General features: G+C 71.5%; 16 protein-coding genes. 7 read left to right on the top strand and 9 right to left on the bottom strand.

Features of this window, described 5'->3' with window-relative positions:
• Positions 1-22: 22 nt before the first annotated feature.
• Positions 23-196, bottom strand: a complete 174-nt coding sequence (locus tag OG992_RS25985) for a hypothetical protein (RefSeq protein WP_167362491.1) — start codon at positions 194-196, stop codon at positions 23-25.
• Between the two features lie 156 nt (positions 197-352).
• Between OG992_RS25985 and OG992_RS25980 the strand changes: the two genes are divergently transcribed.
• Together OG992_RS25980 and OG992_RS25975 are read left to right on the top strand one after the other, a co-directional pair.
• Complete coding sequence (locus OG992_RS25980; RefSeq protein ID WP_238687423.1) at positions 353-1,249, top strand: alpha/beta hydrolase; 897 nt, start codon at positions 353-355, stop codon at positions 1,247-1,249.
• A gap of 290 nt (positions 1,250-1,539) precedes the next feature.
• Positions 1,540-2,505, top strand: coding sequence for a chlorophyllase (locus OG992_RS25975; protein WP_266304509.1), 966 nt, complete (start codon positions 1,540-1,542; stop codon positions 2,503-2,505).
• Positions 2,506-2,674: 169 nt separating this feature from the next.
• Here OG992_RS25975 and OG992_RS25970 read toward each other — a convergent pair whose 3' ends face one another.
• The 3 genes from OG992_RS25970 to OG992_RS25960 form a co-directional block, all read right to left on the bottom strand.
• The gene (locus OG992_RS25970) at positions 2,675-3,637 is read right to left on the bottom strand and encodes a zinc-binding dehydrogenase (protein ID WP_266304508.1); all 963 of its coding nucleotides are present in this window, start codon (positions 3,635-3,637) and stop codon (positions 2,675-2,677) included.
• A gap of 77 nt (positions 3,638-3,714) precedes the next feature.
• The gene (locus OG992_RS25965) at positions 3,715-4,893 is read right to left on the bottom strand and encodes an NADP-dependent malic enzyme (protein ID WP_266304507.1); all 1,179 of its coding nucleotides are present in this window, start codon (positions 4,891-4,893) and stop codon (positions 3,715-3,717) included.
• A 145-nt stretch (positions 4,894-5,038) separates the two neighbouring features.
• Positions 5,039-5,389, bottom strand: coding sequence for a S24/S26 family peptidase (locus OG992_RS25960; protein WP_323181915.1), 351 nt, complete (start codon positions 5,387-5,389; stop codon positions 5,039-5,041).
• Positions 5,390-5,473: 84 nt separating this feature from the next.
• Here OG992_RS25960 and sodN point away from each other — a divergent pair, with 84 nt between their 5' ends.
• The 3 genes from sodN to OG992_RS25945 are packed head-to-tail and all read left to right on the top strand — an operon-like array spanning position 5,474 to position 6,890.
• A complete protein-coding gene (sodN, locus tag OG992_RS25955; protein ID WP_088987805.1) occupies positions 5,474-5,878 on the top strand; it encodes a superoxide dismutase, Ni in 405 nt (134 codons plus the stop codon).
• Entirely contained in the window at positions 5,875-6,450 is a 576-nt protein-coding gene (locus OG992_RS25950) for a GNAT family N-acetyltransferase (RefSeq protein WP_238687426.1), read from the top strand. The genes sodN and OG992_RS25950 overlap by 4 nt, the downstream gene beginning before the upstream one ends.
• Positions 6,451-6,482: 32 nt before the next feature.
• A complete protein-coding gene (locus tag OG992_RS25945) occupies positions 6,483-6,890 on the top strand; it encodes an ATP-binding protein (protein WP_266304506.1) in 408 nt (135 codons plus the stop codon).
• 22 nt (positions 6,891-6,912) lie between these two features.
• On the opposite strand, the gene OG992_RS25940 is transcribed toward OG992_RS25945, so the two are convergent.
• Positions 6,913-7,302, bottom strand: coding sequence for a hypothetical protein (locus OG992_RS25940; RefSeq protein WP_266304505.1), 390 nt, complete (start codon positions 7,300-7,302; stop codon positions 6,913-6,915).
• A gap of 43 nt (positions 7,303-7,345) precedes the next feature.
• Between OG992_RS25940 and OG992_RS25935 the strand changes: the two genes are divergently transcribed.
• Together OG992_RS25935 and OG992_RS25930 are read left to right on the top strand one after the other, a co-directional pair.
• On the top strand, positions 7,346-8,296 hold the full coding sequence (locus tag OG992_RS25935; RefSeq protein ID WP_091406065.1) for a diacylglycerol kinase family protein: 951 nt from the start codon (positions 7,346-7,348) through the stop codon (positions 8,294-8,296).
• A gap of 449 nt (positions 8,297-8,745) precedes the next feature.
• A complete protein-coding gene (locus OG992_RS25930) occupies positions 8,746-9,003 on the top strand; it encodes a WhiB family transcriptional regulator (RefSeq protein WP_088950012.1) in 258 nt (85 codons plus the stop codon).
• 138 nt (positions 9,004-9,141) lie between these two features.
• Here OG992_RS25930 and OG992_RS25925 read toward each other — a convergent pair whose 3' ends face one another.
• From OG992_RS25925 to OG992_RS25910, 4 genes are read right to left on the bottom strand one after another with little or no spacing between them, the layout of a single operon-like run.
• Entirely contained in the window at positions 9,142-9,909 is a 768-nt protein-coding gene (locus OG992_RS25925) for a sirohydrochlorin chelatase (protein ID WP_266305275.1), read from the bottom strand.
• A 17-nt stretch (positions 9,910-9,926) separates the two neighbouring features.
• Complete coding sequence (locus OG992_RS25920; protein ID WP_210784604.1) at positions 9,927-10,688, bottom strand: phosphoadenylyl-sulfate reductase; 762 nt, start codon at positions 10,686-10,688, stop codon at positions 9,927-9,929.
• Complete coding sequence (locus tag OG992_RS25915; protein WP_165435836.1) at positions 10,685-10,846, bottom strand: hypothetical protein; 162 nt, start codon at positions 10,844-10,846, stop codon at positions 10,685-10,687. Before OG992_RS25915 ends, OG992_RS25920 begins: the two co-directional genes overlap by 4 nt.
• Complete coding sequence (locus OG992_RS25910; RefSeq protein WP_266304504.1) at positions 10,843-12,555, bottom strand: nitrite/sulfite reductase; 1,713 nt, start codon at positions 12,553-12,555, stop codon at positions 10,843-10,845. Before OG992_RS25910 ends, OG992_RS25915 begins: the two co-directional genes overlap by 4 nt.
• Positions 12,556-12,698 lie beyond the last annotated feature (143 nt).

The following is a 12,698-nucleotide window of genomic DNA, read 5'->3' as shown; positions in this document are numbered from 1 at the left end:
GGTCGCCAGCCAGGCGACTCGATCAGCCGGTCGCCAGCCAGGCGACGAGTGCCACCAGCACCACGACGACCACTGCCGCACCGATGATGAGCGGCAGGCGGGACGGGGCCTCCGTCGGCGCAGCGGTCTCCGGCGTCTGGTTGAAGGCGCGGAACGCCTCGGTGTTGCCGCTGGGGTCCGTGTAGTTCTCAGGCATGTCGGTGACCCTAGCGAAGCCGGCCAGGCGGCACCGTCCCCGGCCCGCGGCGTCCCAGGGGTGGACCCGGCCGGCGGAGGGGACCGACCGGGTGGCGCGTGCACCCGAGCCGGACGGCGGGGCCGCCACGCCCGCCCGGGCACCTACCGTGGAACGATGGGGGCGGGCCGGCTGATGGCCGTACTGGTGACAGCGCTGTTGGCCGGTTGTGCGCCGGCCACCGCCGTGGCCGGCGGGGCCACCGGGCCGGTGTCGGCGCGTCGGGCGCCCGAGGTGTCGTACGCCGTCGGCGTGCGTACGTTCACCCTCGATCCGCGCTCGACGCGCCCCCTGCCGGTGACGATCTGGTACCCGGCGTCGACCGATCAGGTGGCGGCCGGACGGTTCCCGGTGGTGGTCTACAGCCACGGGCTGGACAGCCTGCCCGAGCTGCACGCCGGCCTGACCACCCGCTGGGCGGCGGCTGGCTTCGTGGTGGCCGCACCCGCGTACCCGCACACCCGACAGGGTGCCGCGCACTTCACCCGGGCCGACGTACGCCACCAGCCGGCCGACGCCTGGCGACTGATCCGGTATCTGGGCGACCTCGACCGGAGCCCTGTCGATCCCCTCGCCGGGCACCTCGACCTGACCTCGGTCGCCGCCGCCGGGCACTCGGCGGGCGGCTTCACCACCTCGGGCATGTTCAGCGAGGGTCACCCGGCTCGGCTACGCGCCGGGATCGTGATCGCTGGCGGTGGGCTGCCGGGCAGCTTCGCCGGGCCGGCCGCGCCAGTGCTCTTCGTGCACGGCACGGCCGACCCGGTGGTGCCGGTGACTGTCGGCCGGGCCGCGTACGCCCGCACCCCCGGGCCGGCCGGGTTCCTCAGCCTGCTCGGCCAGGACCACGGCACCTACCTCACGCCGGGTCACCCCGGCTTCGCCCCGGTGCTCGCCACCACCACCGACTTCCTGCGCTGGACCCTCTACGGCGACCGGGCCGCCGGTGCCCGCCTCCCCGCCGACGCCCACTCCCCCACCCTGACCCGTTACGAGTCCCGCCCGGCCCACTGACCCGACCGACACAGGTAGCGGCCCAGGTCGGGTTCAAGCAGATGCACCCGGTCTGGATGCCGGAACGACGCGCCCCCGACCGGATCGACGAGATCGTTGCGCTGGAACGAACCGGTACACCCCCAACGCCGCCTTCCCTCCGCGCGCGCTGACCGACGCCGCATGTCGGCGACGCCCGCTCGCCGAACGTGCTACGGCCTGATACCGACCGCGCAGCGCTGGGTGAGTCGACGGGCACACCGCGTCGAAGTCCACCAGGCACGTCGGCGGGGCGAGGCACAATCGGATTCATGCCACGTCGCGTCACCCCCGCCCTGCTGGCCAGCGCCGTGCTCATGGCCGGTCTGGTCGGCTGCTCAGCGGACGCCAGGAAGACCGAGGGTCAGCAGGCGCCCGTCGAGCCACCGCCCGCCGCCACGCCGACACCGCAGGTCCCCGCCGGCGAGGCCCCGCAGCGCGCCTTCGCGGTCGGCGTACGCCAGCTCAAGCTGAACCGGGACGGCCGCGCGCTGCCGACGACGCTCTGGTACCCGGCGGCCGGGCAGTCTGGCGGCGCGGCCAAGCGGTCGGCGACGGCGGCTGAGGGCCGGTTCCCGGTGGTGATGTTCAGTCACGGCCTGGGTGGGCGACCGGACGACTACGCGACGCTGCTGACCCGCTGGGCGGCGGCGGGTTTCGTGGTGGCCGCGCCGACATTCCCGCACACCTCGCGGGGCGCTGACAACAACGTCCTCGACGTGCTCAACCAACCCGCCGACGTGTCGTACGCGTTGGGCCAGGTGCTGGCGTTGGACGGCAAGGCCGGCGACGCGTTGCGCGGCCGGCTGGACGGCGAGCGGGTGGCCGCGGCCGGGCACTCCGCGGGAGGGGTGACCACCATCGGCCTGTTCACCGCGAGCCGGGACGAGCGGCTGGACGCGGGTGTGGTGTTCGCGGGCACGGCGCTCGGCGTGGGCACCGCGTTCGCGGGTGCGGCAGCGCCACAGCTGTTCGTGCACGGCGAGTTGGACGAGGTGGTCGAGTACGCGGCGGGCAGGGCCGCGTACGACAAGGTGCCCTGGCCGAAGGCGATGCTGAGCCTGCCCAAGGGCGACCACGGGCGGGCGCTGCTCGGCGACGGCGCGACGCTGCGGGTCGTCTCGGACACGTCGGTCGAGTTCCTGCGTTGGTCGCTCTACGGCGACGCCGACGCCAAGAAGCGCATCTCCACCGACGCGACGCGCGGCGACATCGCCACCTTCGACGACCACCTCTGACGGCCGCTCCGGCACTCGACCGCCACAAGATCGTGCAGTAACCAGGAAATAATTGCCTCCCACGACGCGGAGGCCACTATTTCCGTGATGTTGCACGATCTTGCGGCGGGCCAGGCCAGGCCGGGCGGGGCCAGGCCGGGCGGGGCGGCGACGCCGCGCGCGGTGCGCGTCAGGCCGTGTGGTCGATGACGACCTTGCCGAAGGCGTCGCCGGAGTGCAGTCGGGCGAAGGCGTCCTCGACCCGGCTGAACGGGATGACGCTGTCCACCACCGGGCGCACCTCGTTGTCGGAGCAGAACGCCAGCAGCTCGTACAGCTCACCGGGCGTGCCCATCGAGGTGCCCAGGATCTCCAGCTGCATGGCGAACACCCGGCGCAGGTTGACCGACGGCTCGTGCCCGGCCGTCGCGCCGGAGACCACGATCCGGGCCATCGGCGCGGCCGACTTCAGCGAGTGGTCGAAGGTGGCCGCACCGACCGTCTCGATCACCACGTCCACCCGCTCCGGCAGCCGGGCACCGGGTTCCACGGCGATGGCGCCGAGGGCCGAGATCCGGTCCCGCTTGACGGCGTCGCGGCTGGTGGCGTACACCCGCTTGCCCATCGCGACGGCGAGCGCGACGGCCGCTGTGGCCACGCCGCCGCCCGCGCCCTGGACCAGCACGCTGTCGGCGTCCGCGACGCGGCCCTTGGTGGTCAACATCCGCCATGCGGTCAGCCAGGCCGTGGGGAGGCACGCCGCGTCGGTCGCCGCCATGCCGTCGGGCAGCGGGATCAGATTCGACCGGGGTACGGCCACCCGCTCGGCGAGCGTCCCGGCAAAGTGCTCGGAGAGGATGGAAACCCCGCGCGGGTCACCTGGCGTGACGACCACCGGGTACACGACCACCGGGCGTCCCTCCGGGTCCAGCCCGACAGCGTCACAGCCGAGGATCATCGGCAGCTGGGCCTTGGTGAGACCCACCCCGCGCAGCGACCAGAGGTCGTGGTGGTTGAGCGAGGTGGCCCGCAACTGCACGGTCACCCAGTCGTCGGCCGGAGGGGTCGGCTCGGGCCGCTCGCCGACGGTGAGCGCGGCGAGCGGATCGGCGTCGTCGAAACGGGAGGCAAAGGCAGCACGCATGATCGGCACGGTAACAAGCTGAGCGCTCGTTAAGAAGCCTGCGCGCAGGCCGGCGGCGTCGGAGCGCCCTCGGCCAACGCGTGCGTTCAGCGGCGGGCGACGCCGTCGCGGCGGGCGGCCTCGGCGACCGCCTCGGCCACGGCCAGCGCGACGCGCGGGTCGAGCGGGGACGGAACGATCGCGTCGGCGGTCAGGGACTCCGCCACCACACCGGCGATGGCGTCCGCGGCGGCGACCTTCATCGCCTCGGTGATCCGGGTGGCGCCGGCATCCAGCGCGCCGCGGAACACACCGGGGAAGGCCAGCACGTTGTTGATCTGGTTCGGGTAGTCGCTGCGCCCGGTGGCGACCACAGCGACGTGCCGGGCGGCCACCTCGGGGTGCACCTCGGGGGTCGGGTTCGCCAACGCGAACACGATCCCGCCCGGCGCCATCCCGGCCACCGCGGCCTCGGGGATCTGCCCGCCGGAGACCCCGACCAGCACGTCCGCGTCGCGCAACGCCTCGGTGATGTCGCCGTGGCGGCCGTCGGCGTTGGTGCTCGCCGCCAACTCGGCCTTGGTGCCGGTCAGCTCGGTGCGGTGCCGGCCGATGATTCCCTTGGAGTCACAGACCACCACCTGGTCGGGGTTGACGCCCCCGGCGATCAGCATCTTCGTCACGGCCACGCCGGCCGCGCCCGCGCCGCTCACCGCCACCCGCAGGTCACCGAGCTTGCGGTCGAGCAGCGTCGCGGCGTTGCGCAGCGCGGCCAGCACCACGATTGCGGTGCCGTGCTGGTCGTCGTGGAAGACCGGGATGTCCAGCGCCTCGTCGAGCCGACGCTCGATCTCGAAGCAACGCGGCGCGCTGATGTCCTCCAGGTTGATCCCACCGAAGGACGGTGCCAGCGCCCGCACCACGGCGACGATCTCGTCCACGTCCTGGGTGTCCAGGCACACCGGCACGGCGTCCACCCCGGCGAACTGCTTGAACAGCACCGCCTTGCCCTCCATCACCGGGAGCGCGGCCCGGGGACCGATGTTGCCCAGCCCGAGCACCGCCGAGCCGTCGGTGACCACCGCGACCGTGTGCGACACCCAGGTGTAGTCGTCCACCAGGGCGGGGTCGGCGGCGATCGCCTCACACACCCGGGCCACCCCCGGGGTGTACGCCAGGGAAAGGTCCTCCCGGCTGGTGAGCGGCACTGTCGAGGTGACGGCCATCTTGCCGCCCCGGTGCAGGAGGAAGACGGGATCAGCGGGGTCCACGGTGGACGACGACATGGTGGTGACTCCAGGATCTGTCGAGCAGATGTGAGGCGGCCTGCCTCGCCGCGAGGTGGGCGGCGAGCGGTGGCACGCGGTGCGGGGGGTCACCCGGGCACTTTCCGAGCATAGTGTCGGCACCACCCCTCGGATGTGAGCAGGGTCATAACTGCCGGCGAGGTACCCGTCCGGGGCGTGGCCAGTAGCGGGCCACCACCCGCCCTCGTACGTCGGCCACCCCGTACGCCCGGGAGTCATCGGTGATCAGGTCGTTGTCGCCACGCAGCCACCAGCCGCCGTCCTGCGGCCGAACCGCACGCTTCACCACCAGCAGATCGGGCCGGGTCCGGAAGACAGCGACCACCACGTCGCCGGCGCGGATCGGGCGGCCACCGGGACGAACCAGAACCGCGTCGCCGTGCCGCAGGGTCGGGGCCATGGACGGGCCGGTCACCAGAACGGCGGTCAGCGGCCCGCGCATCCGGGGCACCTCAGCCGGGTGATCGACGGCCACTGGTTTCACCTCCACCCCGTTCGGGGAGCATTCCCAGGAGTAATGTCGCCTTTGATCATCGCAAACTTCCCATGGAGGATCCCGATGCGACTTCCGCGCATCCTTGCGCCCCGCGTCACCGCGAGCGCTCACTGCGACCTGCCGTGCGGTGTCTACGACCCGGCTCAGGCCCGGATCGAGGCCGAATCGGTCAAAATGATCTGCGAGAAGTACCAGGCGAACACCGACCCGGAGTTCCGCACCCGCGCCGTCATCATCAAGGAGCAGCGCGCCGAGCTGGTCAAGCACCACCTCTGGGTGCTGTGGACCGACTACTTCAAGCCGCCGCACTTCGAGAAGTACCCGAACCTGCACAGCCTGTTCAACGAGGCCACCAAGCTCGCCGGCGCCGGTGGCGTCAAGGGCAGCCTCGACCCGGCCACCGCCGACAAGCTGCTCGCGAAGATCGACGAGATCTCGAAGATCTTCTGGGAGACCAAGAAGGCGTGACCTCCCCGGTCATCCCGACGATCCGGCCGGCACGTCCCGAGGACGTGCCGGCCGTCGTCGCCATGGTGCACGAGTTGGCCGAGTACGAGCGTGCCGCGGAGCAGTGCCACCTCACCACCGAGCAACTGACCTCGGCGCTCTTCGCGACTGCTCCAGGTCGCGGCGTGGCGTCAGACGCGCCGAGCTGGAGCGGTCGTACGACCGCTCCAGCGCTCTTCGGTCACGTCGCGGTGGACGCGCACGACGAGCCGGTCGGCTTCGCGCTGTGGTTCCTCAACTTCTCCACCTGGGCCGGCGTGCACGGCATCCACCTGGAGGACCTCTACGTCCGGCCGGCCGCCCGGGGCACCGGAGCCGGTCGACTGCTGCTCGCCGCGCTGGCCGACATCTGCGTACGACGCGGCTACCAGCGGCTGGAGTGGTGGATGATCGACTGGAATCCGGCGGCCGGCTTCTACGCCTCGATCGGCGCCGAACAGATGAGCGAGTGGGTTCCCTACCGACTCAGCGGCGCCGCGCTCCGCGAGCTGGCCGAGCACGCCACCACCGCCGGCACGCGTACGGGCGACTGACCGGGTAGAGTCCCCGACCGGGGGGATGAGGCGTGACTCAACTGACTGGCCAGCCAGCGACCGACGACGACGTGGTGCACCTCACGGTGCCTGCCGACGGCGGTTACCTCGGCGTGCTCCGCACCGCCACCGCCGGTCTCGCGGCCCGGTTGCAGTTCGCGCTCGACGAGATCGAGGATCTACGGATCGCTGTCGACGAGGCGTGCGCCATGCTGCTCGCCATCGCCACCCGCGACGCCGAGTTGGAGTGCCGCTTCGCGGTCACCGAGGACGCGCTGACCGTCGAGGTGACGGTGCCGACCGTGCGCGGTGCCACCCTGCCCGGCGAGTCATCGTTCGCCTGGAAGGTGCTCACCGCGCTGACCACCTCGGCGTCCGCCACCGCCGCCGACGATCGGGCCACGATCGCGCTGCTCACCCGCCGCTCCGGCGGCTACTAACCGGTCCGACGCACCGGCGGGGTCACTCGAAGCCGAGGGCCCGGGTCGTCGGTGGGCAGATCAGCAGCCAGGCCACGCCCAGGCCGAGCGCCATCAGCGGCACGCCCAGCCAACCCAGGCCGGCCTGGATCATGAACCACCCGATCGGCAGCAGCATCAGCTGAAGCACTATCGCGGGGGCTCGTGCGCCCGCCTGACGGCGTAGCAGCGCGCGACCCAGGGCCCAGAGCGCGACGGCCGCCCCGATGGCGAACACTGTCACCAGCAATGCCACCAGCAGGTCGGTGCGGGTGGCCGTGAGGTCGGCCCAGATCAGCCAGACGGCGATCAGCCCGACGACGGCCGCCTCCGCCCACAGCAGCCGGACCGCCCAGCGGAGCGTGACGGGGATCGGGTCCGAGTCGATGGTCACGCGCGCCACGATACCCGGGCTGCCGGAAGGTACAGTGCCGCCCATGCGGGCCGTCCTGGTGGTCAATCCGAAGGCCACCACCACCAGCGAACGCAGCCGGGACGTGCTCGTCCGGGCGCTGCGCAGCGAAGTCGATCTCAGCGTGCGCTACACCCGTCGGCGTGGACACGCCGTGGCGCTGGCCCGGGAGGCAGCCGCTGAGGGCGTCGACCTGGTCGTCACCCTGGGTGGCGATGGCACTGTGAACGAGGTGGTGAACGGCCTGATGACGGCCGAACCGCCGACTCGCGCCGGCGACGCGCCGATGGCGGAGCGACTGCCCGCGCTGGCGACCGTCCCCGGTGGCTCGACAAACGTGTTCGCCCGCGCTGTGGGTCTGCCCCGGGAGTGGCCGGAGGCGACCAGCATGATCCTGGAAGGGCTGCGGCTGGGCCGGAGCCGGACGGTGGGGCTGGGCCTCGCCGACGACCGCTACTTCACCTTCTGCGCCGGCTTCGGCCTGGACGCCGCGGTGATCCACCGGGTGGAGCAGGCCCGGCGGAAGGGGCGGGTCTCGACACCATCGCTCTATCTGCGTTCGATCATGAACCAGTACTTCTTCGCCTCGGACCGGCGGCATCCGGCGATCGTCCTGGAGCGTCCGGGTGAGCCGGCGGAGGCCGAGCTGGCCACCGTCATCATCCAGAACACGGCACCGTGGACGTACCTGGGCGACCGGGAGGTCAACCCGAACCCGGCGGCGTCGTTCGATCTGGGGCTCGATGTGCTGGCGTTGCGTCAGCTCCGGGTGGCTAGCACAACACGGACAGTGACGCAGTTCCTGTCCCGGCAACCGGATCCACGCGGTCGGCAGGTGTTACGACTCCATGACACCGCGGAGTTCACGCTGGTCTCCAGTCGTCCGCAGGCGTTCCAGCTGGACGGGGACTATCTCGGCGAGCGGGAGAAAGTCAGATTCACCTCCGTTCCGGCCGCACTGAGAGTAATCTGCTAGGTCTCGGGTACTGCCCTTGGTCGACACGGTGGCCACAACCGATCGACTTGGTCGCCGCCACACCGAGGGGCAGGTGCCGGAAATGTCAGCAATGTCACGCGGACTGTACTATATTGATCCTCGACTGTGGCACGGCGGGTAACCAGGAAAGCACTGGAATCCGGACAAATGGGTTGTGGGCTTGCTCACCGCCCGGAGTTTTTCCGAGCGTCACCCTTGACATCGCGACTGTTCGTGAAAGTATTCACAAGCGAACTTGAGTTACCGGGACATTGCCTGGATATGCTCGTCAGGTTGAGCTGTTCCAGCAGGTCCCCGGCGCTGAACGCCTGCTCACGCACTGCCGAATGGACAGACGCTAACTGTCACCATCGGCACTGCGGATGCATATAGGAAAAGCACGACAAGCAATTGTTCGCCACCCATCCAGAATGAGGAGTGTTGCCGCCATGGACTGGCGTCACCATAGTGTCTGCCGCGACGAGGACCCCGAGCTGTTCTTCCCGATCGGGACGTCTGGACCGGCTCTGCTGCAGGTCGAGCAGGCCAAGGCCGTCTGCAGGCGCTGCTCCGTGACCGACCAGTGCCTTCAGTGGGCACTCGAGTCTGGTCAGGACGCCGGCGTCTGGGGCGGAATGAGCGAGGAGGAGCGGCGCGCCGTCAAGCGGCGCGGCGGTCTCCGGGTGTTGCGCGCTCACTCCGCCTGAACCCCAACACACAGCTGTACGCCCCGGTGGGTTCGCCCACCGGGGCGTTCTGCTGTCCGGCACCGGATCACCCAGTGCCCGCACGGGCCGGGATCACCCAGTGCCCGCACGGGCCGGATCACACCGCGCCGGCACGGGTCAGCCCGTAGACGCCAGCACCGGCCGATCGTCGACCCGACGCAGCACCAACTCGACCAACTCCGGTGCGTCGGTCAGCGGCGCGGCGACCGCCACCGCACCCGCCGCCCCGGCCGCCTCGGTCACCGCGTCATGGAACAGCCCCGGCGCGAGGAAGTACGCGGACACCGCGACCCGACGCGCGCCGGACGCCCGCAACCGGGACACCGCCACACCGGCCGCTGGTGGAGCCGCCGAGGCGTACGCCACCCGGCAGGGCACCCCGAACTCCACGCCGAGCGCATCGGCGACCCGGCCCACCGATCGCCGCGCCCGCGCGTCCCGGGTGCCCGCCGCGGCCAGCACCAACGCGTCGAAGCGGCCCGGACGCGTCTCACCCAGCCGTCGGCACAGCCCGGCCAGCAGCCCAGGATCGGGAGTGTCCTCCGCCGGCCCGAGCACATCGGTCACCCGTACCGACAGCGGTGGCCCGGACCGCGTCGCCGCGGCGACCGCCGCCGGAATGTCCACCCGATGGTGGTACGCGGCGGTCAGCAGCAGAGGCACCAGCACCGCCCGGCGGTGACCGGCCACGGCCAGGTCCCGCAGCACCTCGGTCGGCCCCGGCTCGGTGTGGTCCAGCCAACTCGCCCACACCGGTGTGCCCGGCCGGGCCGCCGACACCGCCCGAGCCAGCGCCCGGGTGGCATCGGCAGCCCGTGGGTCACGACTGCCGTGCGCGACAAGCACCACCGGGTCCGCCCCGCCAGCCGCACCGAGGTCGGTCAGGGGCGTCGCCGGGGAGGTCAGACGTGCAGCCCGCACTCGGTCTTCTCGAACATGGCCCACCGGCCGGCCCGCGCGTCCTCGCCGGCCTTCGTACGGCGGGTGCACGGCCAGCAGCCGATCGACCCGTAACCCTGCTTGAACAGCTCGTTGACCGGCACGTTGAAACGGGCGATGTAGGAGTCCACATCCTTCTGCGACCAGGCCGCGATCGGGTTGACCTTGACCTTGCCCCGACGGGCGTCGAAGGTCACCACAGGTGTGTTGGCCCGGCTCGGCGACTCGTCCCGACGCAGACCGGCGGCCCACGCGTCGTACCCGGTCAGCGCCCGCTCCAGCGGCTCCACCTTGCGCAACTGGCAGCAGTCGTCCGGCGACTTGTTGAACAGCCGAGGGCCGTACTGGCCGTCCTGCTGGCCGACGGTGAGCCGGGGCCGGATCGACCTGACGTTCACCGGCAGCGTCCGGGCGACCTCGTCGCGTACCCGTAGCGTCTCGGGGAAGTGCAGGCCGGTGTCGAGGAAGACCACGTCCACCCCGGGGGCCACCCGGGAGACCAGGTGCGCCAGCACGGCGTCGGCCATCGAGCTGGTCACGCAGAACCGCTCACCGAAGGTCTGCGCCGCCCAGCGGGCGATCTCCAGTGCCGGGGCGCCCTCCAGGTCCCGAGCGGCCTGCTCGGCCAGGGCCCGCAGCTCGTCCGGGTCGCGCCGGGCCGGGTCGGCCGACGTCGAGCCGCCCGGGCCCACCAGGCGCAGGCTCGCGGCTGAGACGAGACTCATGAGGTCACCGCCCGACTCAGCAACCCGGTGAACTTCACCGAGAAGACCCGGGTGCAGGCGTGGCACTCCCAGGCGCCGTGACCCGCCTCGTGCGGCCGTAGGTCCTCCTCGCCGCAGTACGGGCAGTACAGAGGTGCCGCTCGGTTCTCGCTGCTCACCGCAGTTCCTCCTCGTCGACTCTGATCACCCAGTTGGCGAACGTCTCGCCCTCGCTCCGACCGGCCAGGTAGCGACGGGCCAGCCGTTCCACGTACTCCGGAAGTTCGTCGGCGGTGGTCTTCAGGCCGCGAAGCTTGCGGCCGAAACCGGCGGTCTGCCCCTGGGCCATGCCCAGCCCGCCGCCCAGGTGCACCTGGAAACCCTCGACCTGCCGGCCGTCCGGGCCGACCACCAGTTGCCCCTTGAGCCCGATGTCGGCCACCTGGGTGCGTGCGCACGCGTTCGGGCAGCCGTTGATGTGGATCGAGATGTCCGCGTCGAAGTCGCGCAGCCGCTGCTCCAGCCGGGCCACCAACTCCTCGCCGCGGGCCTTCGTCTCGACGATGGCGAGCTTGCAGTACTCGATGCCGGTGCACGCCATCGTGCCGCGCCGCCAGGCGGACGGCCGGGCCTCCAGACCGATTCCGCGCAGTGCGTCGATCAGCGACTCCGTCCGCTCCGACGGCACGTCGAGCACGAGCAGCTTCTGGTACGGGGTGAGCCGCACCCGGTCGCTGCCGTGCGCCTCGACCACGTCGGCCAGCTGGCTGAGCTGCGCGCCGGAGACCCGCCCGACCACCGGAGCGGCACCCACGTAGTGCCGCCCGTCGGACTGCTCGTGCACGCCCACGTGGTCGACCGGCTTCGACGGCAGGATCGGCGCCGGGCCGTCGAGCAGCGTACGACCGAGGTAGTCCTTCTCCAGGACCTCGCGGAAACGCTCCACGCCCCAGTCGGCCACCAGGAACTTCAACCGGGCCCGGTTGCGCAGTCGGCGGTAGCCGTAGTCGCGGAAAATCCCGACCACCCCGGCCCACACGTCCGGCACCTCGGCCAGCGGCACCCAGACGCCGAGCCGCTTGGCGAGCATCGGGTTGGTGGAGAGCCCCCCGCCGACCCAGACGTCGAAGCCGGGCCCGTGCTCCGGGTGGTCGACACCGAGGAAGGCGATGTCGTTCGACTCGTACGGGGTGTCCACCAGCCAGGAGATCGACGTCTTGAACTTGCGGGGCAGGTTGGAGAACTGCTTGTCGCCGACGTACCGGGAGACGATCTCGTCGATCGCCGGGGTCGGGTCGAGCAGCTCGTCGCGGGCCACCCCGGCGACCGGGCTGCCCAGCACGATCCGCGGGCAGTCGCCGCAGGCCTCGGTGGTTTGCAGACCGACCGACTCCAGCCGACGCCAGATCTCCGGCATGTCCTCGACCCGGATCCAGTGGTACTGGATGTTCTGCCGGTCGGTGATGTCGGCGGTGTCCCGCGCGAACTCCCGGGAGATGTCCGCGATCACCCGCAGCTGGGCAAGGCTGAGCTGCCCGCCGTCGATGCGGACCCGGAGCATGAAGAACTCGTCCTCCAGCTCGTGCGGCTCCAGCACCGCGGTACGCCCGCCGTCGATGCCCGCCTTGCGCTGGGTGTAGAGGCCCCACCAGCGGAACCGGCCCCGCAGGTCCTGCGGATCGATCGAGGCGAAGCCGCGATGCGCGTAGATGGTCTCGATGCGGGCCCGGACGTTGAGCGGGTCGTCGTCCTTCTTGATCCGCTCGTTGGGGTTGAGCGGCTCGCGGTGGCCGAGCGCCCACTGACCCTCACCCCGTGGCCGGCGCGGCGCTCGGGTCGGGCGAGCCGTCGGGTCCTCGGAACGGGCCGGGATGCTGCTGACCGCCATCGCGGCGTCCTCCGTTGTCTGCTGTGCCTCGGGATACGCGGGGCGCGGCGGCCGGCCCGGCGAAGCGGGCGGGACAACGGTGTCTGAGACAGCCGGCGCGGAGCGCGCCCGAGACAGAATGGTCGGGCGTCGTCAGTAGGCCG

It is taken from the genome of Micromonospora sp. NBC_00362 (genome assembly GCF_026342155.1).
Lineage (GTDB): Bacteria > Actinomycetota > Actinomycetes > Mycobacteriales > Micromonosporaceae > Micromonospora > Micromonospora hortensis.
This window is presented reverse-complemented; position numbering and strand designations above follow the sequence as displayed.

What these genes read in the sequence shown, in the direction of transcription:
- OG992_RS25910 (WP_266304504.1), bottom strand. Translation starts at nt 12,555, where the DNA reads ATGGCGGTCAGCAGCATCCCGGCCCGTTCCGAGGACCCGACGGCTCGC.
- OG992_RS25930 (WP_088950012.1), top strand. Translation starts at nt 8,746, where the DNA reads ATGGACTGGCGTCACCATAGTGTCTGCCGCGACGAGGACCCCGAGCTG.
- OG992_RS25980 (WP_238687423.1), top strand. Translation starts at nt 353, where the DNA reads ATGGGGGCGGGCCGGCTGATGGCCGTACTGGTGACAGCGCTGTTGGCC.
- OG992_RS25985 (WP_167362491.1), bottom strand. Translation starts at nt 196, where the DNA reads ATGCCTGAGAACTACACGGACCCCAGCGGCAACACCGAGGCGTTCCGC.
- OG992_RS25975 (WP_266304509.1), top strand. Translation starts at nt 1,540, where the DNA reads ATGCCACGTCGCGTCACCCCCGCCCTGCTGGCCAGCGCCGTGCTCATG.
- sodN (WP_088987805.1), top strand. Translation starts at nt 5,474, where the DNA reads ATGCGACTTCCGCGCATCCTTGCGCCCCGCGTCACCGCGAGCGCTCAC.
- OG992_RS25935 (WP_091406065.1), top strand. Translation starts at nt 7,346, where the DNA reads ATGCGGGCCGTCCTGGTGGTCAATCCGAAGGCCACCACCACCAGCGAA.
- OG992_RS25920 (WP_210784604.1), bottom strand. Translation starts at nt 10,688, where the DNA reads ATGAGTCTCGTCTCAGCCGCGAGCCTGCGCCTGGTGGGCCCGGGCGGC.
- OG992_RS25965 (WP_266304507.1), bottom strand. Translation starts at nt 4,893, where the DNA reads ATGTCGTCGTCCACCGTGGACCCCGCTGATCCCGTCTTCCTCCTGCAC.